This window comes from Streptomyces sp. NPDC004658 (genome assembly GCF_040609555.1).
Lineage (GTDB): Bacteria > Actinomycetota > Actinomycetes > Streptomycetales > Streptomycetaceae > Streptomyces.
This window is the reverse complement of sequence record NZ_JBEXKG010000003.1, coordinates 136,953-156,452: the sequence shown is the minus strand read 5'-3', so window position 1 is coordinate 156,452 and position 19,500 is coordinate 136,953. Positions and strand designations below refer to the sequence as shown.

The following is a 19,500-nucleotide window of genomic DNA, read 5'->3' as shown; positions in this document are numbered from 1 at the left end:
CGGGGACTGGGCGAGCACGGCCGACAGGAGCACCAGGGTCAGCGCCAGCGGGGAGCTGAGCCGCCGGCGGGCTGCCCGGCCGCGCCCGACCGGCCGACGGTGCCCACGGCGGCGCTGACCACGCGGTCGAACAGGGCGGCCGACGCGGACCGGGAACGGCCGACCACCGGGGGCCGCACGGTGCGCTCGCTCGGCGGCACGACGAGGGTGACCTGCTCGCCGTAGACCCCGCGCAGCTCGGCGGCCAGCCGGTGCGCGAGCCCGTCGTCACCGCACACCACCATGTGCGCCGGCGGGGACCCCGGCCCCCCTTGATACGGAACGCTCGCCACGAGGGAAAAGAGTGCCCCAAGGAGTCGAGTGGTTCCAGCAACGGTCTGAACGCCCGCGCCGGAACCCGCGTAGGGAAGGGGAGGGACAGCAGCAGCCGGAGGGAACCGCCCGTGGCCATCACCGAAGACGCCCCGCCGGGCACGGACACGGGCGGTGCCGAGCCCGCGGGCGGCCGGCGGCTCAGCTCCCCGCTGGCGCTGACCCTGGTGCTCCTGTCGGCCGTGCTCGCCCAGTCCCCGATCCGTGGCGCCCTCGGCACCCCGCTGATGCAGAGCTGGACGACGGTGTTCGTGGCGGTGACCGTCCAGGCGCTGCCCTTCCTGGTGCTCGGTGTGCTGCTGTCGGCGGCGATCGCGGTGTTCGTCCCGGCGTCCTTCTTCGCCCGCGCCCTGCCGCGCCGGCCCGCCCTGGCCGTCCCGGTGGCGGGGGTCGCGGGCGCGGTGCTGCCCGGCTGCGAGTGCGCGTCGGTGCCGGTGGCGGGCGCCCTGGTCCGCCGGGGCGTGACCCCGGCCGCCGCCCTGGCCTTCCTGCTCTCCGCGCCCGCGATCAACCCGGTGGTGCTGACCGCCACCGCCGTCGCCTTCCCCGGGCATCCGGAGATGGTCCTGGCCCGGTTCCTGGCGAGCCTGCTGGTGGCCTGCGTGATGGGCTGGCTGTGGCAGCGGCTGGGCCGGACCGGCTGGCTGCGCCCGCCGGCCCACGACGCGCACGAGGGCGCGACCAAGGGAGAGGCGTTCTGGGGGGCGGTCCGGCACGACGTCATGCACGCGGGCGGATTCCTGGTGCTCGGCGCGACGGCCGCGGCCACGCTGAAGGCGGCGGTCCCGGCGGACTGGCTGCGCACGGCCGCCGGCACCCCACTGGTCTCGGTGCTCGCCCTCGCCGTGCTCGCCGTCCTGCTGTCGATCTGCTCGGAGGCGGACGCGTTCGTCGCCGCCTCCCTCACCCAGTTCTCCCCGACGGCCAAGCTGGTGTTCCTCGTGGTGGGCCCGATGATCGACCTCAAGCTGTTCGCGATGCAGGCCGGCACCTTCGGCCGTGCCTTCGCGCTCCGGTTCGCGCCCGCCACCTTCGCGCTGGCCGTCGCGGGCGCCGTGGTGACCGGGGCGGTGCTGCTGTGAACCGCCAGGCCCAGGCGGCCGTCCTCTTCCTGCTCGGCGGCGCCCTGCTGCACGCGGGCGCCACCGACCTGTATCTGCGGTACGTCAAGGCGGGCCTGCGCCCGCTGCTGCTGGCCTCGGGCGCGGTGCTGATCGCGGCGGCCCTGGCGACGGCCTGGTACGAGCGCCGGCGCGCCCGGGAGCGGCACCCGCACCCCGAGCCGCGTGTCGCCTGGCTGCTCCTGCTGCCGCTGCTCGCCCTGATCCTGATCGCCCCGCCGGCCCTCGGCTCCTACAGCGCCCTGCGCTCCGGCACGGCCCTGCAGAAGCCGTACGCCTACGGCCCCTTGCCGGCCGGCGACCCGGTGCCGCTCTCCGTCGTCGACTACGCCTCCCGCGCGGCCTACGGCCACGGCCGCTCCCTGCACGGCCGTGCCGTCAAGGTCACCGGCTTCCTCGCCCTGGACCACGCGGGCCGGCCCTACCTGGTCCGCATGGCCCTCAACTGCTGTGCCGCGGACGCCCAGCCGGTGAAGATCGCGCTGACCGGCGCGCTGCCGCCGGTCCTGCGCCCGGACGCCTGGCTGGAGGTGACGGGCGCGTACACCCCCGGGCTCACCCGCGACCCGGTCAACGACGGCCCCATCCCCTACCTGAAGGTCACCTCCACCCGCCCGGTGCCGGCACCGCGCGACCCGTACGACGAGACCTGGAACACCTGACCGGCACCGGCTACCGGCCGGCCGCCGCGCTGTCGAAGTCGAAGCGGGCGAGGTCCCTGAGCCACACCTCCGCGTTGCCGTCGGACGGGGCGCGCCAGTCGCCGCGCGGGGAGAGGGAGCCGCCCGCCGACACCTTCGGCCCGTTCGGCATGGCCGAGCGCTTGAACTGCGAGAACGCGAAGAAGCGGCGGCAGAACACCTCCAGCCAGTGCCGGATCTGCGGCAGGTCGTACGCCACCCGCTTGGCCTCCGGGAAGTTCGGCGGCCAGGCGCCGGACTTCGGGTCGTGCCAGGCGTGCCAGGCCAGAAAGGCGATCTTCGAGGGGCGGAAGCCGTGGCGCAGCACCTGGAAGAGGGTGAAGTCGTGCAGCGCGTACGGGCCGATCTTCGACTCGGTGGACTGCATCTCCTCGCCCGGCACCAGCTCCGGACTGATCTCGGTGTCCAGGATCGCGGCCAGGATGTCGCCGGTCTCCTCGTCGAACTGGCCGCTGTTGATCACCCAGCGGATCAGGTGCTGGATGAAGGTCTTCGGCACCCCGGAGTTGACGTTGTAGTGGCTCATCTGGTCGCCGACGCCGTACGTGGACCAGCCGAGCGCCAGCTCGGACAGGTCGCCGGTGCCGAGGACGATGCCGCCGCGCTGGTTGGCGAGCCGGAACAGGTAGTCGGTGCGCAGGCCGGCCTGCACGTTCTCGAAGGTGACGTCGTACACCGGCTCCCCGGACGCGAAGGGGTGGCCGATCTCCTTCAGCATCAGCCGCGCGGTCGGCGTGATGTCCAGCTCGGCGGCGGTGACGCCGAGCGCCCGCATCAGCTTGTGGGCGTTGTCCTTGGTGTGGTCGCTGGTGGCGAAGCCGGGCAGGGTGAAGGCCAGGATGTCGCTGCGCGGGCGGTCCGCGCGGTCCATCGCCCGGGCGGCGACGATCAGCGCGTGCGTGGAGTCCAGACCGCCGGACACGCCGATGACGACCTTCGGTCCGCCGATCGCCGCGAGCCGCTGCTGGAGCCCGGCGACCTGGATGTTGTAGGCCTCGTAGCAGTCCAGGGCGAGCCGCTCGGGGTCGGCGGGCACGAACGGGAAACGCTCCACCCGCCGGCGCAGCCCGAGGTCGGTCAGCGGCGGGTGCAGCTCGAAGGAGACGGTCCGGAAGTCCCCGGTGCGGGCGGCGTGGGCCCGGCGGTTGTCGTCGAAGGTGCCCATCCGGTGCCGCTCCTGCCGCAGCAGGTCGAGGTCCACGTCGGCGACCGCGTACTGGTCGCCGAGCGGGAAGCGGTCGGTCTCGGCGAGCAGCACCCCGTTCTCGTAGATCATGGTCTGCCCGTCCCAGGACAGGTCGGTGGTCGACTCGCCCAGGCCGGCCGCCGCGTAGACGTACGCGGCGAGGCAGCGGGAGGACGCCGAGCGGCACAGCAGCTTGCGGTCCTCGGCCCGGCCGACCGTGATCGGGCTGCCCGAGAGGTTGACCAGCACCGTCGCCCCGGCGAGGGCGGCCTCCGCGCTCGGCGGAACCGGCACCCACATGTCCTCGCAGATCTCGGTGTGCAGCACCAGGCCCGGCACGTCCTCCGCGGCGAACAGCAGGTCCACCCCGAACGGCACCTCGGTGCCCGCGACCCGGATGGTCCCGCCCCGCTCGTCGTGCCCGTCGGCGATCTGCCGGCGCTCGTAGAACTCGCGGTAGGTCGGCGGGTACGACTTCGGCACGACACCGAGGATCCGGCCGCGGTGCACGGTCACCGCGCAGTTGTAGATCCGGTGGCGGTGGCGCAGCGGGGCGCCGACGACCAGCACCGGCAGCAGCTCCGCCGACCCGGCCACGATGGTCCGCAGCGCCGTGTCGACCTGGTCGAGCAGCGCGTCCTGGAGCAGCAGGTCCTCGATGGAGTAGCCGGTCAGGCCCAGCTCGGGGAAGACGGCGACGGCGACGCCCTCGTCCGCGCACCGGCGTGCCTGGCGCAGGACCGCTTCGGCGTTGGCCTGCGGGTCGGCGATGACGGTGTGGCCGGTGCACGCGGCGATGCGCGCGAAGCCGTGGCTGTAGAGCGACCAGAAGTTCAACGGGGCTTCCTTCATGTCTGGAAGCCTAGATCCCGGCCGCGCCGGGGTGTCCGGGCACACCGGCCGGCCCGGGGCGGCCCGGGTGCGGGGGGTGTGGGGCGGGGGCGTAAGAGCCGCGTCAAGGCCGTGCGGGCGGCCGTAAGAGGGCCGTCAACGGGTGGCCCGTTCCGGCCGGACCGGCGCTTTCCTCGAAGCGTCCGATTCCGCCGAACCCCCTTTCAGGAGTCCGCGATGGCCGATCCGGCCTTCGTCCTCACCGTGCTCGCGGCTTTCGCGCTCGTGGCCCTCGTCGCCAGGGGGGTGACGAAGCTGTGACCGCCGAGACCGTCGTCGGCCTGGTCGTGGCCGTCGCCCTGCTGGGCTATCTCGTCCTCGCCCTCGTCTTCCCGGAGAGGTTCTGAGCGCCCCATGGGTCCCGTACCGGCCGGCGTGCTCCAGCTGCTCGCCCTCATCGGCGCGCTCGCGCTCGCCTACGTCCCCCTCGGCACCTACATGGCCCGGGTCTACTCCTCGCCGCGGCACCTGCGCGTGGAGAAGTGGATCTACAAGGGCATCGGTGCCGATCCCGGCGCCGAGATGACCTGGCCCGCGTACCTGCGCGCGGTCCTCGCCTTCTCGGCCGCCGGCGTCCTCTTCCTCTACCTGCTCCAGCGGCTCCAGGGCGTGCTGCCCGGCTCGCTCGGCTTCTCCTCCGTCGGCCCGGCGCAGTCGTTCAACACGGCCGTGTCGTTCGTGACCAACACCAACTGGCAGTCGTACTACGGCGAGCAGACGATGGGGCACGTCGTGCAGACCGCCGGGCTGGCCGTGCAGAACTTCGTGTCGGCGGCCGTGGGCATGGCCGTCGCCGTGGCCCTGGTGCGCGGCTTCGCCCGCTCCCGCACCGGGGAGCTGGGCAACTTCTGGTCCGACCTGGTGCGCGGCACCCTGCGGATCCTGGTGCCGCTCGCGGCGGTCGCCGCCGTGGTGCTGGTCGCCTGCGGTGCCGTCCAGAACTTCTCCGGCATCCACGAGGTCGGCCAGTTCATGGGCGGCTCGCAGCAGTGGAACGGCGGCGCCGTCGCCTCGCAGGAGGCCATCAAGGAGCTGGGCACCAACGGCGGCGGCTACTTCAACGCCAACAGCGCCCACCCCTTCGAGAACCCCACCCCGTTCACCAACCTCTTCGAGATCTTCCTGATCCTCGTCATCCCGTTCTCCCTGACCCGCACCTTCGGCGTGCTGGTCGGCTCGGTGCGGCAGGGCTACGCGATCCTCGGCACGATGGCCGCCATCTGGCTCGGCTTCACCGCCCTGATGATGGGGACCGAGTTCGCCCACCACGGCCCGGCGCTCCAGGCCGCGGGCGGGGCGCTGGAGGGCAAGGAGGTCCGCTTCGGGGTCGGCGGCTCCTCGATCTTCGCGGTGGCCACGACCCTGACCTCGACCGGTGCCGTGGACTCCTTCCACTCCTCCTTCACCGGCCTCGGCGGCGGCATCACGATGCTGAGCATGATGCTGGGCGAGATCGCGCCCGGCGGCACCGGATCCGGCCTCTACGGCATCCTGATCATGGCGGTCATCGCGGTGTTCCTCGCCGGCCTGATGGTGGGCCGTACGCCCGAGTACCTGGGCAAGAAGATCGGCGCCCGGGAGATGAAGCTCGCCGCCTGCTACCTCCTCGTCACGCCGGCGCTGGTGCTCGTCCTCGCGGCGGCCTCCATGGCGCTGCCGACCCCGCCGCACTCGATGCTCAACCCGGGGGCGCACGGCTTCTCCGAGGTGCTGTACGCCTTCACCTCCGCCGCCAACAACAACGGCTCGGCCTTCGCCGGGCTGAACGCGAACACCGACTGGTTCAACACCACGACCGGCCTCGCCATGCTCTTCGGCCGCTTCCTGCCCATGGTCTTCGTCCTGGCGCTGGCCGGCTCGCTCGCCGGACAGCGGCCGGTGCCGGTCACCGCGGGCACCCTGCGCACCGAGAAACCGCTGTTCACCGGCCTGCTGGTGGGCGCGGTCCTGATCATCACCGGTCTCACGTACTTCCCGGCCCTGGCGCTGGGACCGCTCGCGGAAGGGCTCGCGTGATGACCACCCGCACAGAGAAGCCAGAGGACTCCATGTCCACAGCCACACCCACCAGGGCACCGCACCCCGACGCGCCCACCGCGCACAGGCCCGCGCAGGGCCGGGTCGGAGCGGGCCTGTTCACCCCCGATCAGCTGGTCAGGTCCCTGCCGGAGGCGTTCCGCAAGCTGGACCCGCGGGTGATGGTCAAGTCACCCGTGATGTTCGTGGTGTGGATCGGCTCGGTGCTGACCACCGCCTTCTCCTTCCAGGACCCGGGCGACTGGTTCGGCTGGACCATCAGCGCCTGGCTGTGGCTCACCGTGCTCTTCGCCAACCTGGCGGAGGCGGTCGCCGAGGGCCGGGGCAAGGCGCAGGCCGACACGCTGCGCAAGGCCAAGACCGGCACGGTGGCCAGGCGGCTGGTGGACGACCGTGAGGAGCGGGTGCCGGGCACCGCGCTGCGGATCGGCGACCTGGTGGTCTGCGAGGCCGGTGACGTGATCCCCGGTGACGGCGACGTCGTCGACGGTGTGGCGTCGGTGGACGAGTCGGCGATCACCGGCGAGTCCGCGCCGGTCATCCGCGAGTCCGGCGGCGACCGCAGCGCTGTCACGGGCGGTACGAAGGTGCTGTCCGACCGGATCGTCATCAGGATCACGACGAAGCCGGGGGAGACCTTCATCGACCGGATGATCAGCCTGGTGGAGGGCGCGGCCCGGCAGAAGACGCCGAACGAGATCGCGCTGAACATCCTGCTGGCCTCGCTGACGATCGTCTTCCTGCTGGCCTGCGCCACGCTGCCGCCGTTCGCCGTGTACGCGGGCACGCACCTCACCATGGTCGTGCTGGTCGCCCTGCTGGTCTGCCTGATCCCGACCACCATCGGCGCCCTGCTCTCCGCGATCGGCATCGCGGGCATGGACCGGCTCGTGCAGCGCAACGTGCTCGCCATGTCCGGCCGCGCGGTCGAGGCCGCCGGTGACGTCTCCACCCTCCTGCTGGACAAGACCGGCACCATCACCCTCGGCAACCGCCAGGCCGCCGCGTTCCTGCCGGTGCGCGGGACGACGGAGGCGGAGGTCGCGGACGCCGCGCAGCTGTCGTCGTTGGCCGACGAGACGCCCGAGGGCCGCTCGATCGTCGTCCTGGCGAAGGAGAGGTACGGACTGCGCGAACGCCACCAGGGCGAGCTGGCCGGCGCCGAGTGGATCGGGTTCACCGCCCAGACCCGCATGTCGGGCGTCGACGTGGCCGGCCGGAGGATCCGCAAGGGCGCCACCGCCGCCGTCATCGCCTGGGTCGAGGAGCACGGCGGCACGGTCGCCGAGGACGCCGAGGCGTCGGCCGGCCGGATCTCCGCGGCGGGCGGCACCCCGCTGCTGGTCGCCGTCCAGGACGGCGAGGGCGCCCGCGTGCTCGGCGTCGTCCACCTCAAGGACGTCGTCAAGCAGGGCATGCGGGAGCGGTTCGAGGAGCTGCGCCGCATGGGCATCAGAACGGTCATGATCACCGGGGACAACCCGCTGACCGCGAAGGCCATCGCCGGGGAGGCGGGCGTGGACGACTTCCTCGCCGAGGCCACCCCCGAGGACAAGATGGCCCTCATCAAGCGGGAGCAGGCCGGCGGCAAGCTGGTCGCGATGACCGGTGACGGCACCAACGACGCGCCGGCCCTCGCCCAGGCGGACGTGGGCGTGGCGATGAACACCGGTACGTCGGCCGCCAAGGAGGCCGGCAACATGGTCGACCTCGACTCCAACCCCACCAAGCTGATCGAGATCGTCGAGATCGGCAAGCAGTTGCTGATCACGCGGGGCGCGCTGACGACGTTCTCCATCGCCAACGACGTCGCGAAGTACTTCGCGATCATCCCGGCGCTGTTCGCGGCGGTCTACCCGGGCCTGGACAAGCTGAACATCATGCGGCTGTCGTCGCCGGACTCCGCGATCCTGTCGGCCGTCGTCTTCAACGCGCTGATCATCGTCGCCCTGGTGCCGCTGGCGCTGAGGGGCGTGCGGTACCGGCCGATGAGCGCGGACCGGATGCTCCGGCGCAACCTCGCCCTCTACGGCGTCGGCGGACTGGTCGCGCCCTTCGCCGGCATCAAGATCATCGACCTGATCGTCTCTCTGATACCCGGGATCCGGTGAAGGACATGAACCACTCCGTCGCGCGCACCGCGCGGCTGCTCGGCGCGGGACTGCGGGCCCTGCTGGTGCTGACCGTGCTCACCGGCGTCCTCTATCCGCTGGCGGTCACCGGCGTCGCCCAGGCGTTGTTCACGCACCAGGCGAACGGCTCGGAGACCAGAGCGGACGGCAGGGTCGTCGGCTCGTCCCTGATCGGCCAACAGGGCTACAGCCTCGACTACTTCCAGCCGCGCCCCGCCAACGGGCTCGGCCGGAACTCGGTCAACACGCAGTACCGGCTGATCCTCTCCGGCGCGACCAACCTCGCCGCGGACAACAAGGTGCTCCTCAGACAGGTCGAGGACGCCAAGGCCGCCGTGGTGCGGAACAACTCGGTCCCCGGCCACCCGGTCGAGCCGTCCCAGGTCCCCGCCGACGCCGTCACCTCCTCCGGCTCCGGCCTGGACCCGGACATCTCCCCGGCCTACGCCGAACTCCAGGTCCGCCGGGTCGCCGCCCGCAACCACCTGCCCGTGCCCCGGGTCGAACAACTGGTCAAGGCCCACACGACCGGCCGCACCCTCGGCTTCATCGGGGAACCACGGGTGAACGTCCTGGAGCTGAACATCGCACTGAAGGAGCTGGTGGCGAAGAGCTGACGGGGGCGGCGGCGCCGACGACCGTGGACGGCGCCGGCCGGGAGGGGTCGGCTGGGGCGGTCCAGCCGGGACGGTGAGTCGGGGCGGGTCTCCAGCCGGTCGAGCCGGGAGGGGTGTGCCGGGGCGGGTCCAGCCGCGACGGCTGAGCCGGGCCCGCCGGGACGGAAACCGCGGTGCGGGACCGGTGCCCCCCTACCCCGGACGACCTGCGGGTTTCACCGCCCCGGCCCCGCCCCGCGCCGGCTGAAACCGCGTTGAAGCCACGCTGAACCGCCCGGGCGGCACGCTCTGCGGCATGACGACAACGGACGCAGACGAACTCGCGATCGCGGCCACCGGGCTGCGCAAGTCCTACGGGGACAAGACCGTCCTCGACGGCATCGACATCCACGTGCCCGCCGGCACCGTCTTCTCCCTCCTCGGGCCGAACGGTGCCGGCAAGACCACGGCGGTCAGCATCCTGTCCACCCTCATCTCCGCCGACGGCGGACAGGCGCGGATCGCCGGGCACGACCTCACCGCCGAGGCGCAGGCGGTGCGGGCCGCCATCGGCGTCACCGGTCAGTTCTCCGCCGTGGACGGGCTGATCACCGGCGAGGAGAACATGCTCCTGATGGCGGACCTGCACCACCTCTCCAAGCGCGAGGGACGGCGCGTCACCGCCGAGCTGCTGGAACGGTTCGACCTCACCGAGGCCGCGAAGAAGCCCGCCTCCACCTACTCGGGCGGCATGAAGCGCCGCCTGGACATCGCCATGACCCTGGTCGGCAGCCCGCGGATCATCTTCCTGGACGAGCCGACCACCGGCCTCGACCCGCGCTCCCGCCACACCATGTGGCAGATCATCCGCGAGCTGGTCTCCGGCGGTACGACCGTCTTCCTCACCACCCAGTACCTGGAGGAGGCCGACCAGCTCGCCGACCGCATCGCGGTGCTCGACGGAGGCAGGATCGTCGCGGACGGCAGCGCCGAGCAGCTCAAGCGGCTCGTCCCCGGCGGGCACGTGCGGCTGCGCTTCTCCGACCCGGTGGCGTACGAGCGCGCGGCCACCGCGCTGCGCGAGGCCACCCGGAACGACGAGGCGCTCACCCTCCAGATCCCCAGTGACGGAAGCCAGCGCGAGCTGCGCGCCATCCTCGACTGGCTCGACGCCGCCGGCATCGAGGCCGACGAGCTGTCCGTCCACACCCCGGACCTGGACGACGTGTTCTTCGCCCTCACCGCGAGCCCCGTACCTTCCCAGTCCACCGACAAGGAGACCGCCCGATGAGCGCCGCCGGCCACCCCTTCCGCGACAACCTCACCATGCTGCGGCGCAACCTGCTGCACGCCCGCCGCTACCCCTCCCTCACCCTGAACCTCCTGCTCACCCCGGTCATCCTGCTGCTGCTCTTCGTCTACGTCTTCGGTGACGTGATGAGCGCCGGCATCAACGGCGGACACGCGGACCGCACCGACTACGTCGCCTATCTGGTCCCCGGCATCCTCCTGCTGACCGTGAGCATGACCTCGCTCGGCACCGCCGTGTCGGTGGCCACCGACATGACCGAGGGCATCATGGCCCGGTTCCGGACCATGGCGATCTCCCGGGCCTCCGTGCTCATCGGCCACGTGCTCGGCAGCGTGATCCAGACACTGATGGCGCTGGTGCTGCTGCTGGGCATCGGCCTGGCCATCGGTTTCCGGCCCGACGCGACGCCGCTGGAGTGGATCGCGGCGGCCGGGCTGATGGCGCTGGTCAGCCTGGCGCTGACCTGGCTCGCGGTCGGCATCGGCCTGGTCAGCCCCAACGCGGAGGGGGCCAGCAACACCGGCACGCCCCTGGTGATGCTGCCGTTCCTGTCCAGCGCGTTCGTGCCGGTGGACGCCATGCCGGGCTGGTTCCGCTGGTTCGCCGAGTACCAGCCCTTCTCGCCCGCCATCGAGACCCTGCGCGGGCTGCTGCTCGGCAGCGGGATCGGCACGAGGAACGCGGTGCTCGCCGTCGCCTGGTGCCTGGGGCTGACCGTGCTGGGCTACCTGTGGTCCAAGGCGCAGTTCAACCGGGAGCCGCGGCGTTGAACTCGGTGGTGGCCCACCCGGCGCTCGCCTTGCGTCCGCTTCCCGGAGTTCACCCGGCGCTCAGCTCCCGCAGCGCCGCCGCCCGCAGCTCCTCCCGCCCCAGGGCGGCGTGCCTCGACCTCGCGTCGTCGTACGCCGCCTTGTCGGCGTTCTCGGCCGCCTGCCGGGACCGGGCCGAGGACAGGGTCGGGAAGTCCCGCACCACCGGCATCCGTTCCGCCAGCGCCACCAGCCGTACGGCCGCCGTATCGCCCCTGGCCAGCCCGGCCAGGCCGAGCGCCAGCAACGCCGTGCCGTAGACCGGCAGTTCCACCGGGGACCCGGCGGCGGCCGACGGGCCGGGGGTGCCGGGGGTGCCGGCGGTGCCGGGGGTGCCGGCGGTGCCGGACACTCCGGACAGCATCACGAGAAGCCGCTCCCGCAGTTGCTCGGCCAGCCCTGCCACCGGCTCCAGCCGGCCGTGCCGCGCGTGCGCCGCCAGCGCCGCCGACTGGATCTGGAGCGACCACGGGTCCATGAACGGATCCCCGGCATACAGCAGGCTGTCCTCACGCATCCGCTCCACCGCCCGGCGCCACAGCCCGAGCCCGACCTCCGTCAGTCCCCGGGCCAGCGCGATCTCCGCGCGGGCCGGGAGATCCGGCGTGTAGAGCTGCGGCGACTCCGGCGGCTGCTCCAGGGCCGCGAGCCCCAGCCAGTACTCCGCCTCGTCGACCTCCCCGCGTTGCAGACAGGCCAGCACCAGCCCCCAGCGGACCCCGACCGAGTCCGACCAGTCGCCGAACCGGTCGAGCGCGCGGAGCGCGGCGCGCAGATGGCCGTACGCCTCCGCGCCCCGCTCGGACTGCAGACACAGCTCGCTGATCCGCCCGTGACACAGCAGCTGCATGGCGGGGTTGGCGAGCGGCTCCAGCGCGTCTAGCATCCGGCGGGCGTACTCCAGCGCGCGCTCCGTCTCGTGCGCCGCGTCCCACACGTAGCTGGCGAAGCACGACGCCACGCCCGCCAGCAGGGGTTCCTCCGCGTCGCACAGCTCCCGCAGCAGCGCATACTCCGGCGGCCGGATGTCCGGGACGGCGCACAGGACGACGGCCAGCGCCCGCAGCAGCGTGTCCGGGGGAGCGGGCGGCAGCCGGCGCAGTGTCACCAACTGCCGTACGGCGTGCGGGCCGTGGGCCATGAAGAGGCTGGCCGTGCACACGGCCGCCGCGGTGCGGGCCGGCTCGACGTCCTCCGGGCCGGGACGGAAGCGGGACAGCGGCCCGCCGGTGTCGGCGATGACGGCGGCGAGCCGGACGAAGTGAGAGTCGGTGGCCCACAGCGAGGCCAGTACGGCGGTGAGGGCGGCGGTGGTGGGCCCGTCGGACCGGGCCAGCGCGTACCGCAGCGCGAGGACGAGGTTGTCCTGCTCGGCCCGTATGCGGTTCCACGAGGACGCCGGGTCTCCGCTGAACAGCACGTCGTGGTGGGCGCGGCCGAAGTCCCGCGCCCAGCGCAGGAACCGCTCGGTCACCACCTCCTCCTCGCCCGCCTCGGCCCGCCGGGCCGCACTGAACTCCCGCAGGGTCTCCAGCATGTGGAAGCGCGTCCCGGACGGGCTGTCGTCCACCTTGATCAGGGACTGCCCGGCCAGCTGCTCCAGCAGGTACAGCGCGTCCCCCGTCCCACCGAGCAGGTACTCCGCCGCGTCCTCGGCGAAGCCGCCCGGGAACACCGACAGCGCGCGCAGCGCCGCCCGGCCGTCGGGTTCCAGAAGGTTCCAGCTCCACTCCACCACCGCGTGAAGCGTGCGGTGCCGCTCGGGCGCGTCACGGGCGCCGCCGCGCAGCAGCGCGAACCGGTCCCGCAGGCGGCGCGCGATGTCGGCGACGGACAGCACCCGCACCCGGGCCGCGGCCAGTTCCACGGCGAGCGGCAGCCCGTCCAGGTGGCGGCATATCTCGGCGATCCGGTCGGCGGGCAGGTCCACACCGGGCCGGGCCGCCCGCGCCCGCTGCTCGAACAGCTCGACCGAGGTGGCGAGGGACAGCTCCGGCAGGGCGTACACGGACTCCGAGGTCAGCCCCAGCGGGGCCCGGCTGGTGGCCAGGACCCGCAGCTCCTTCGACCGCGACACCAGCGTCTGGACGAGGCCGGCCGCACCGGCGATCACCTGCTCGCAGTTGTCCAGGACCAGCAGCGTGGGTCCCGTGCCCAGCGCGCCGACGATGCCGCTCACCGCGTCACCGCCCCCGGCGAACTGCCGGCCCTCGCCCGCGCCGACGGCCGAGGCGACCTCGGCGGCCACGTCGTCGTCGGCGGTGACACCGGCCAGAGGCACGAAGTGCACCACGGGCTGCTCCGCGGCCCGGCTCACCGCGTGGGCCAGCCGGGTCTTGCCCAGCCCGCCGGGCCCCACGACGGTGACCACCCGGGCGGCGCGCAGCAGCTCCGCCACGGCGGCGATGTCGGCGTCCCGCCCCAGCAGCGGATTGGGCTCGTGCGGCACTCCCTGCCGGACCCGGGGCGCGTCCGCGTTCAACAACTCCTGGTACAGGGACCGGAGGCCGGGTCCCGGATCGGCGCCCAGCTCGTCCCGCAGCCCGCGCCGGTAGGCGTCGTACCGGGTGAGAGCCGCGGCCCGGCCGACGACGTCCGCCTCACAGCGCAGCAGCTCCCCCAGCACCTCCTCGTCCCGCGGCAGCTCCCGGACCAGCTCGGCCAACGACACCGCGGCCTCCTCCCGCCGCCCCAGCCGGGCGAGCGCGAGGGCACGGGAACGGACGAGCGAGCGGTGCGCCCGCAGCCGGTCGGTGCGGAGCGCCACCACCGGGTCGTGCAGGTCCTCTCCGGCTCCGGCGCCCACGCTCCCGTCCCACAGGGCCAAGCCCGCCTCGGCCCGCGCCAGGGCACCCGCGTGGTCCCCCGCCCGCGCCCGCTCGGCGCTCGCCGCCTCGTGCAGCAGCAGCGCGGAACTGTCGACCCGCGCCTCGTCCAGCGCCAGCCGGTACCCCGTCGGCGTACTGACGACCAGTTCGCCACCCACCTGCGCCCGGAGCCGCGACACCAGCACCTGCACGGCCTTCCCGGGCCGCTCCGGCAGCCCGTCCGGCCACAGCCCCTCCACCAGCCGCCCCGTGCTGCACCCGGCCCGCAGATCCCCGGCGAGCAACGCCACCAGCCCGCGCAGCCGGGGCGCGGTGATCTCCCGCCCACGAAAGGCGACTTCGGACAGCAGGGTCAACTCGGTCGTCACGCGTGCAGACTAGCCAGCCGGCACCCTTCCGGGGATCCGGGCACTGTTCGAGGCCACCGCCGCGGTGCCGGGCGAGACCGTCACGTTCACCGAAGTGCTCAAACGCTCCAAGCCGGATGAGCAGCGGCAGCGCAACGAGCACGCACGCTTGAGCCGCATCGCCGCCGGCCTGTTCGGCGCCAAGCGCCGGCCCATCGAGAACTGGCAGGGCGGCTACGACGCGAACCTGGGCAAGGCCGAGATGCTCTACCGAATGGATCCGCAAGTCGCCGAGTGGTGGAGTGCCTTGCCCCGCTGATCGTGCGCACGGCGCCGGGATGGCAGACCCGGCCGACCGACCGGCGCGCGCGTATGCCCCGCCGAATCCGCCACAATGTCGGTCGACTGCACCGTGCGAGGGGGAGGCTGTGGGCACCTACCGGCAGACCGTCGTGGACCTGGACGCCTCGGCGGAGGAGGCGGTCGCGTGGGGCGAGCGCGGCAGGAACTGGCTGGAAGCGGAAGGCTTCATCCGTCCGGTGCCGTGGCAGGACGCCGTCGACCTGGCTCCCTGGGACCGGCGGTCCCGGATCAAGGAGCTGGAGGCGGAGCCCGTCGACGAGCTGCAGGTCGTCACGGGTCGTACGGTCTTCTTCGCCGGCCGGGGCGATTCCCCTTCCGCGATCTGCCCCCGGTGCCGAAGCACCACCTCCGACTCCGACTGGTCCGGCGCGGCCACCGACACCTGGTACGCCACGGGCGCCGCTTGCCGACTGGGAATGCACCAGCGATTACTTCGCCTTCGCCCACCTGGGCTTCCAGTTCGTCGACCGGCCGCCCCTCCACCCGCGCTTCACAGCAGCCTTCGGACGGGTGCTCGGCCACCGGACCCGACTGGTCGCGGGGAAGATCTGAGAACCGCATCCAGGGCGCACGAGCCTTCGCTGCCGCGCGCTGCGGCCCGTCTGTCACTGTCGGCTCGCCGTTGGTGGCCTAGGGTGCCCCGCACGCCAGTCACGCAGGCGGGCCGAGTCGGCGTTCCGGATACGGCACGCGCCCGCGTGTTCAGGCGGAGCCGGAGCCGGAGCCGGAACCGCCCGCCGATTGGCCGGCCGCGCGACGGTACTCGGCGTTGATGCGCTGCGCTTCCTCAAGCTGGTCCTCGAGGATGACGATGCGGCACGCGGCCTCGATCGGGGTCCCCTTGTCGACGAGCTCGCGGGCGCGTGCGGCGATCCGCAGTTGGTAGCGGGAGTACCGGCGATGTCCTCCCTCCGAGCGGAGCGGAGTGATCAGACGAGCCTCACCGATGGCTCGGAGGAAGGCCGGGGTGGTGCCGAGCATCTCGGCTGCCCGGCCCATCGTGTACGCGGGGTAGTCGTCGTCGTCCAGTCGATCATTCAGAGGGTTGTCCGATGTCATGTCACCTCGCTGTGGAACGCGTCGAGGGGCCCTGGTGCCGTACGGCACCAGGGCCCCGAAGGAATTGAACACCATCTGTCGGCCCTACTGCTGTGCCGACCTTCTGTGTCCGCTACCGGCCCGGCAGGGCGGAGCGGGGGATCGCAGCTGCGTGACCGAGGACCACCATCCAATCCGGGGCCTTGCGGTACCCGGCCCAGGGCTTCTCGGGCCGGGCGATCCTGATGGCGCTTGCTCCTTCCAGCCGGACTGATCTGCGTACTTCGTACTCAGGCACCCGCCAGTTTGTGTCTGGCGGGTCTCGTTCGACCGTGTCTACGAGCAGAAGCGTACCCATGTCGGCGACGAAAATCTACTCCGACAAGAGCAGATTTCACTCTTCTGGAGGAGCAGAAACCATGCCGCGATCGGTCCTCACCGGTGGGTGAGCCCGCCCCTGCCGGGCGCAACCTCCTCAGCCCCGCGGGCGGTTCGGGCACGGGCGGACCGCATAAGCTCTGCTGTCATGTCGAACCCTGATGAGCTGCTCGTCGCCATCTCCGCCGCGGTGGAGTCCGAGCGGAGCAATCAGATGTCGCTGACCGTGATCGTCGGTGGTGCCGTCATCACCGGCCGGCTGGCTCCCGAGGCCGTGTGGAGGGAGCGGGTGGCGGAGGTCCTGAAGGACTCGGACCATCTCGGCCCGTTCTCGGACGTCTTCGCCCGCGTTCCGCGAGACCGGCCCGGTCACGGCGAGCCGCCCACGCATCTGCACTTTCATCTCGCCCGGATTGTGCAGGGCAGCCTCGGGATCCCGGAGACGGGCGGTATGTACCGAGTCGCGATCAAGGACGTCAGCGCATGGACCGTAGGTGATCTCATCCACTTCGACGGGTGAGACGCTGTCTCCGCCCCGTCGCCCGGCCGTGGTTTCCGCGCGGGCGGCCACACAACGGCAGGGGCCCGGCCGACGCGCGTCGGCCGGGCCCCCACCGGGATCCTGAGGGCGGTCCTACGCCCGTTCTCACACGGCCAGGGGGCCGGTGCCCGCCGGGCAGTGCGGACGCGGTTCGGAGGACAGTGGGTCCACCCACGGCCACGGGTGTGCCCTGGAGGCGGTCGTGGCAGGTGAAGCCGAGACGCGTCATGGCCCGCACGACTTCACCGGCGGTGAAGTCACGGCGGTCCTGCCGTGTGATGACCTGGCCCACCTGCTTGACCGGGTAGCGGCGGCGGCCGATGGTCACGGACGCACCCGTGACGAGCTCGGGCCTGACGCCGTTCATGGAGGCCAGCACCCCGGCCCTGGTCAGGTCGAACGGGTACCGGGCGATGACACAGCGCATGATGCCTCACAGGTGAGAAGTCGCGGGGAGAAGGAGAACGGGCCGCCCGGGGCGCGACGGATCAGCGCGAGAGGGCGAGTACGCCCAGGACCCGGCCACACTCGCCGACGCCGGACGAGGGCAGTGGTCCGTCGAGAACGTCCCGCAGACGGATCCGGTCCGTGTAAGCGGAACTGTTTCGGACAACGGCGAGCCGGCCGCGGGTGACCAGGCCCGTGCTCTCGTCGTCCCCGTCGCACACGGTCAGGTACTCGACCCGGGCGCCCGCCATGACGGCCAGAGCCACCTCGACGGTCATGTCGTCACATACCCGAGGGCCGTGCCCTTCGGCGTCCTGGACCGCGGTCACGGGAGCGGGGTCCGGCATACGGTGCTGCGTCCGCGCTGGCGTCACGGGTATCTCCTTCGGTGGGGGATGGTCGGCTTGGCGGCCCGCGCGGCCCCGGGAGACCACGCAGGCTTTCGGGAGGCCGGGGGCGCCGGGGACTGCGCCGGCCTAAGCGGCCGAGTCTTTCCCGGGCAGCCGCTGTGTCCGTCGGCGCGCCCCCTCGCCGACGGGCCGGCCCTGCCCGGTGCGGCCCTGCCCGGTGCGACCCCGGCGGCTGCGGGACGGCGAAGACCCGCGGCGGGGGCGTTCCGCGACGGGCACGCTGATGACCACCGGCACACCGGAGGGCGCCTGGGCGCCCGTGATGCGGCTCAGCTCCGCCTCGCCGGAGCGGACGGAGGTGACGTGCGGGGTGATGCCGGCCGAAGCCATCAGCCGGGTCACGCCGCGGCGCTGTCCGGGCGTCACGAGCGTGACGACGCTGCCGGACTCCCCGGCGCGGGCCGTGCGTCCGCCACGGTGCAGATAGTCCTTGTGGTCGGTGGGCGGATCCACGTTGACGACCAGGTCGAGGCTGTCGACGTGGATGCCGCGGGCCGCGACGTTGGTGGCCACAAGGACGGTGACGTGACCGTCCTTGAACTGCGCCAGGGTCCGGGTGCGCTGCGGCTGGGACCGGCCACCGTGCAGGGCCGCGGCGCGCACACCGCTGTTCAGCAGGTGCTCGGTCAGCCGGTCCACGGCGTGCTTGGTGTCCAGGAACATGATGACCCGGCCGTCCCGGGCCGCGATCTCGGTGGTCGTGCGGTGCTTGTCCGCGTCGTGCACGTGGAGGACGTGGTGCTCCATCGTGCTGACGGCACCGGCCGACGGGTCGACGGAGTGCACCACCGGGTCGGCCAGGTAGCGGCGGACCAGCAGGTCGACGTTGCGGTCCAGGGTGGCCGAGAACAGCAGCCGCTGGCCCTGGGGACGCACCTGGTCGAGCAAGGCGGTGACCTGGGGCATGAAGCCCATGTCGGTCATCTGGTCGGCCTCGTCGAGGACGGTGGTGCCGACGTCGTCGAGCCGGCAGTCGCCCCGGTCGATGAGGTCCTTGAGCCGACCGGGCGTCGCTACGACCACCTCCGCGCCGGCGCGCAGCGCCTGGGCCTGCCTGCCGAGGGACAGTCCGCCGACGACGGTGGCGAGCCGCAGGCTCACGGAGCGGGCGTAGGGAGCGAGCGCGTCGGTGACCTGCTGGGCCAGCTCACGGGTGGGGACGAGGATCAGGGCCAGGGGCCGGCGCGGCTCGGCGCGCCGGCCCGCCGTACGGGCGAGGACCGCGAGGCCGAAGGCGAGGGTCTTGCCCGACCCGGTGCGGCCGCGACCGAGTACGTCACGGCCGGCCAGGGCGTTCGGCAGGGTCGCCGCCTGGATGGGGAACGGCTCGGTCACGCCTTCGTGGCCGAGCGTGGCCAGCAACGGCGCCGGCATGCCCAGATCGGCGAACGACTCGACAGCGGGCAACGCGGGCGTGACCGTCTTCGGCAGAGCGAACTCGCCCCGCACCCGCTGTCGGTTTCCGTAGCCGCCGGAGCGGCCCGCGGCGGAGTTTCCTCCGAAGCGGTCGTATGCGCGATCGGTGCGTGCGCGAGTGGTACGTGTTCGGTTCATGCGGAACCTTCCTCGATGCGGCACGACCAAGGAATTTCCGCAGCAGAATGAGCGGCGCAGAGAATCGCGAGAACGGGCCGAAAAATGACAGGGTGAAAACACCCTGAGAATGACGCGAGCCGGGGCCCGCACCCCAAGGTGCGGGCCCCAGCTGCGAAGTATGCGTCCGTGCCGGTGCGTCAGGCGGGAACGATGTTCTCGGCCGTCGGGCCCTTCTGGCCCTGCGCGATGTCGAACGACACCTTCTGGCCTTCCAGCAGCTCGCGGAAGCCCTGGGTGGCGATGTTCGAGTAGTGGGCGAAGACGTCGGGGCCGCCGCCGTCCTGCTCGATGAAGCCGAAGCCCTTTTCCGCGTTGAACCACTTCACAGTGCCAGTAGCCATGTTGTTTCTCCTTCGGAGGCGGTGGCAGAAACACGCCCTGTGCGCGTTCCGTGT

16 protein-coding genes and 2 pseudogenes are annotated in these 19,500 nt (G+C 72.4%); 10 read left to right on the top strand and 8 right to left on the bottom strand.

Annotated elements, in window-relative coordinates; all coding sequences use genetic code 11:
• Nucleotides 1–101 precede the first annotated feature (101 nt).
• Nucleotides 102–284: pseudogene (locus ABZV94_RS03050) on the bottom strand (hypothetical protein); the annotation flags it as partial.
• Between the two features lie 159 nt (nt 285–443).
• On the opposite strand from ABZV94_RS03050, the gene ABZV94_RS03045 reads away from it, so the two are divergent.
• Together ABZV94_RS03045 and ABZV94_RS03040 are read left to right on the top strand one after the other, a co-directional pair.
• Nucleotides 444–1,454: a permease gene (locus tag ABZV94_RS03045; protein WP_356336539.1), complete on the top strand. Its 1,011-nt coding sequence runs from the start codon at nt 444–446 to the stop codon at nt 1,452–1,454.
• On the top strand, nt 1,451–2,155 hold the full coding sequence (locus ABZV94_RS03040) for a TIGR03943 family protein (RefSeq protein WP_356336537.1): 705 nt from the start codon (nt 1,451–1,453) through the stop codon (nt 2,153–2,155). Before ABZV94_RS03045 ends, ABZV94_RS03040 begins: the two co-directional genes overlap by 4 nt.
• A gap of 10 nt (nt 2,156–2,165) precedes the next feature.
• Here ABZV94_RS03040 and ABZV94_RS03035 read toward each other — a convergent pair whose 3' ends face one another.
• Nucleotides 2,166–4,232, bottom strand: a complete 2,067-nt coding sequence (locus tag ABZV94_RS03035) for an NAD(+) synthase (protein ID WP_356336535.1) — start codon at nt 4,230–4,232, stop codon at nt 2,166–2,168.
• A gap of 296 nt (nt 4,233–4,528) precedes the next feature.
• On the opposite strand from ABZV94_RS03035, the gene kdpF reads away from it, so the two are divergent.
• The 6 genes from kdpF (at nt 4,529) to ABZV94_RS03005 (ending at nt 11,118) form a co-directional block, all read left to right on the top strand.
• Nucleotides 4,529–4,618, top strand: a complete 90-nt coding sequence (kdpF, locus tag ABZV94_RS03030) for a K(+)-transporting ATPase subunit F (protein ID WP_037629700.1) — start codon at nt 4,529–4,531, stop codon at nt 4,616–4,618.
• Between the two features lie 7 nt (nt 4,619–4,625).
• Nucleotides 4,626–6,287, top strand: a complete 1,662-nt coding sequence (kdpA, locus tag ABZV94_RS03025; protein ID WP_356336532.1) for a potassium-transporting ATPase subunit KdpA — start codon at nt 4,626–4,628, stop codon at nt 6,285–6,287.
• A 32-nt stretch (nt 6,288–6,319) separates the two neighbouring features.
• Nucleotides 6,320–8,419: a potassium-transporting ATPase subunit KdpB gene (gene kdpB, locus ABZV94_RS03020; protein ID WP_356336530.1), complete on the top strand. Its 2,100-nt coding sequence runs from the start codon at nt 6,320–6,322 to the stop codon at nt 8,417–8,419.
• Nucleotides 8,420–8,424: 5 nt separating this feature from the next.
• Nucleotides 8,425–9,057: a potassium-transporting ATPase subunit C gene (locus tag ABZV94_RS03015; RefSeq protein ID WP_356336528.1), complete on the top strand. Its 633-nt coding sequence runs from the start codon at nt 8,425–8,427 to the stop codon at nt 9,055–9,057.
• A 295-nt stretch (nt 9,058–9,352) separates the two neighbouring features.
• Nucleotides 9,353–10,327: an ATP-binding cassette domain-containing protein gene (locus ABZV94_RS03010; RefSeq protein ID WP_356336526.1), complete on the top strand. Its 975-nt coding sequence runs from the start codon at nt 9,353–9,355 to the stop codon at nt 10,325–10,327.
• Entirely contained in the window at nt 10,324–11,118 is a 795-nt protein-coding gene (locus tag ABZV94_RS03005; RefSeq protein WP_356336524.1) for an ABC transporter permease, read from the top strand. Before ABZV94_RS03010 ends, ABZV94_RS03005 begins: the two co-directional genes overlap by 4 nt.
• Before the next feature lie 49 nt (nt 11,119–11,167).
• Here ABZV94_RS03005 and ABZV94_RS03000 read toward each other — a convergent pair whose 3' ends face one another.
• The gene (locus ABZV94_RS03000; RefSeq protein ID WP_356336521.1) at nt 11,168–14,353 is read right to left on the bottom strand and encodes a BTAD domain-containing putative transcriptional regulator; all 3,186 of its coding nucleotides are present in this window, start codon (nt 14,351–14,353) and stop codon (nt 11,168–11,170) included.
• A 64-nt stretch (nt 14,354–14,417) separates the two neighbouring features.
• On the opposite strand from ABZV94_RS03000, the gene ABZV94_RS02995 reads away from it, so the two are divergent.
• Nucleotides 14,418–14,651 (top strand): hypothetical protein, encoded by a 234-nt coding sequence (locus ABZV94_RS02995; protein ID WP_356336519.1) that lies wholly within the window; start codon nt 14,418–14,420, stop codon nt 14,649–14,651.
• Nucleotides 14,652–15,397: 746 nt separating this feature from the next.
• On the opposite strand, the gene ABZV94_RS02990 is transcribed toward ABZV94_RS02995, so the two are convergent.
• Nucleotides 15,398–15,754 (bottom strand): MerR family transcriptional regulator, encoded by a 357-nt coding sequence (locus ABZV94_RS02990; RefSeq protein WP_356336517.1) that lies wholly within the window; start codon nt 15,752–15,754, stop codon nt 15,398–15,400.
• Nucleotides 15,755–16,259: 505 nt separating this feature from the next.
• Here ABZV94_RS02990 and ABZV94_RS02985 point away from each other — a divergent pair.
• Entirely contained in the window at nt 16,260–16,631 is a 372-nt protein-coding gene (locus ABZV94_RS02985; protein ID WP_356336515.1) for a hypothetical protein, read from the top strand.
• Nucleotides 16,632–16,782: 151 nt separating this feature from the next.
• On the opposite strand, the pseudogene ABZV94_RS02980 reads toward ABZV94_RS02985, so the two are convergent.
• The 4 genes and pseudogenes from ABZV94_RS02980 to ABZV94_RS02965 form a co-directional block, all read right to left on the bottom strand.
• A pseudogene (locus ABZV94_RS02980) lies at nt 16,783–17,079 on the bottom strand (SCO5918 family protein); the annotation flags it as partial.
• 61 nt (nt 17,080–17,140) lie between these two features.
• Complete coding sequence (locus ABZV94_RS02975) at nt 17,141–17,446, bottom strand: CBS domain-containing protein (RefSeq protein ID WP_356336555.1); 306 nt, start codon at nt 17,444–17,446, stop codon at nt 17,141–17,143.
• 129 nt (nt 17,447–17,575) lie between these two features.
• Nucleotides 17,576–19,063 (bottom strand): DEAD/DEAH box helicase, encoded by a 1,488-nt coding sequence (locus ABZV94_RS02970; RefSeq protein ID WP_356336513.1) that lies wholly within the window; start codon nt 19,061–19,063, stop codon nt 17,576–17,578.
• Between the two features lie 179 nt (nt 19,064–19,242).
• Nucleotides 19,243–19,446, bottom strand: coding sequence for a cold-shock protein (locus ABZV94_RS02965; RefSeq protein WP_030648194.1), 204 nt, complete (start codon nt 19,444–19,446; stop codon nt 19,243–19,245).
• Between the last annotated feature and the right edge of the window lie 54 nt (nt 19,447–19,500).

Coding starts and splice junctions, on each gene's coding strand:
- ABZV94_RS02985 (WP_356336515.1), top strand. CDS start 16,260: ATGTCGAACCCTGATGAGCTGCTCGTCGCCATCTCCGCCGCGGTGGAG.
- ABZV94_RS02990 (WP_356336517.1), bottom strand. CDS start 15,754: ATGACATCGGACAACCCTCTGAATGATCGACTGGACGACGACGACTAC.
- ABZV94_RS03035 (WP_356336535.1), bottom strand. CDS start 4,232: ATGAAGGAAGCCCCGTTGAACTTCTGGTCGCTCTACAGCCACGGCTTC.
- kdpB (WP_356336530.1), top strand. CDS start 6,320: ATGTCCACAGCCACACCCACCAGGGCACCGCACCCCGACGCGCCCACC.
- ABZV94_RS02975 (WP_356336555.1), bottom strand. CDS start 17,446: ATGCCGGACCCCGCTCCCGTGACCGCGGTCCAGGACGCCGAAGGGCAC.
- ABZV94_RS02965 (WP_030648194.1), bottom strand. CDS start 19,446: ATGGCTACTGGCACTGTGAAGTGGTTCAACGCGGAAAAGGGCTTCGGC.
- kdpA (WP_356336532.1), top strand. CDS start 4,626: ATGGGTCCCGTACCGGCCGGCGTGCTCCAGCTGCTCGCCCTCATCGGC.
- ABZV94_RS03005 (WP_356336524.1), top strand. CDS start 10,324: ATGAGCGCCGCCGGCCACCCCTTCCGCGACAACCTCACCATGCTGCGG.
- ABZV94_RS02970 (WP_356336513.1), bottom strand. CDS start 19,063: ATGAACCGAACACGTACCACTCGCGCACGCACCGATCGCGCATACGAC.
- ABZV94_RS03010 (WP_356336526.1), top strand. CDS start 9,353: ATGACGACAACGGACGCAGACGAACTCGCGATCGCGGCCACCGGGCTG.
- ABZV94_RS03015 (WP_356336528.1), top strand. CDS start 8,425: ATGAACCACTCCGTCGCGCGCACCGCGCGGCTGCTCGGCGCGGGACTG.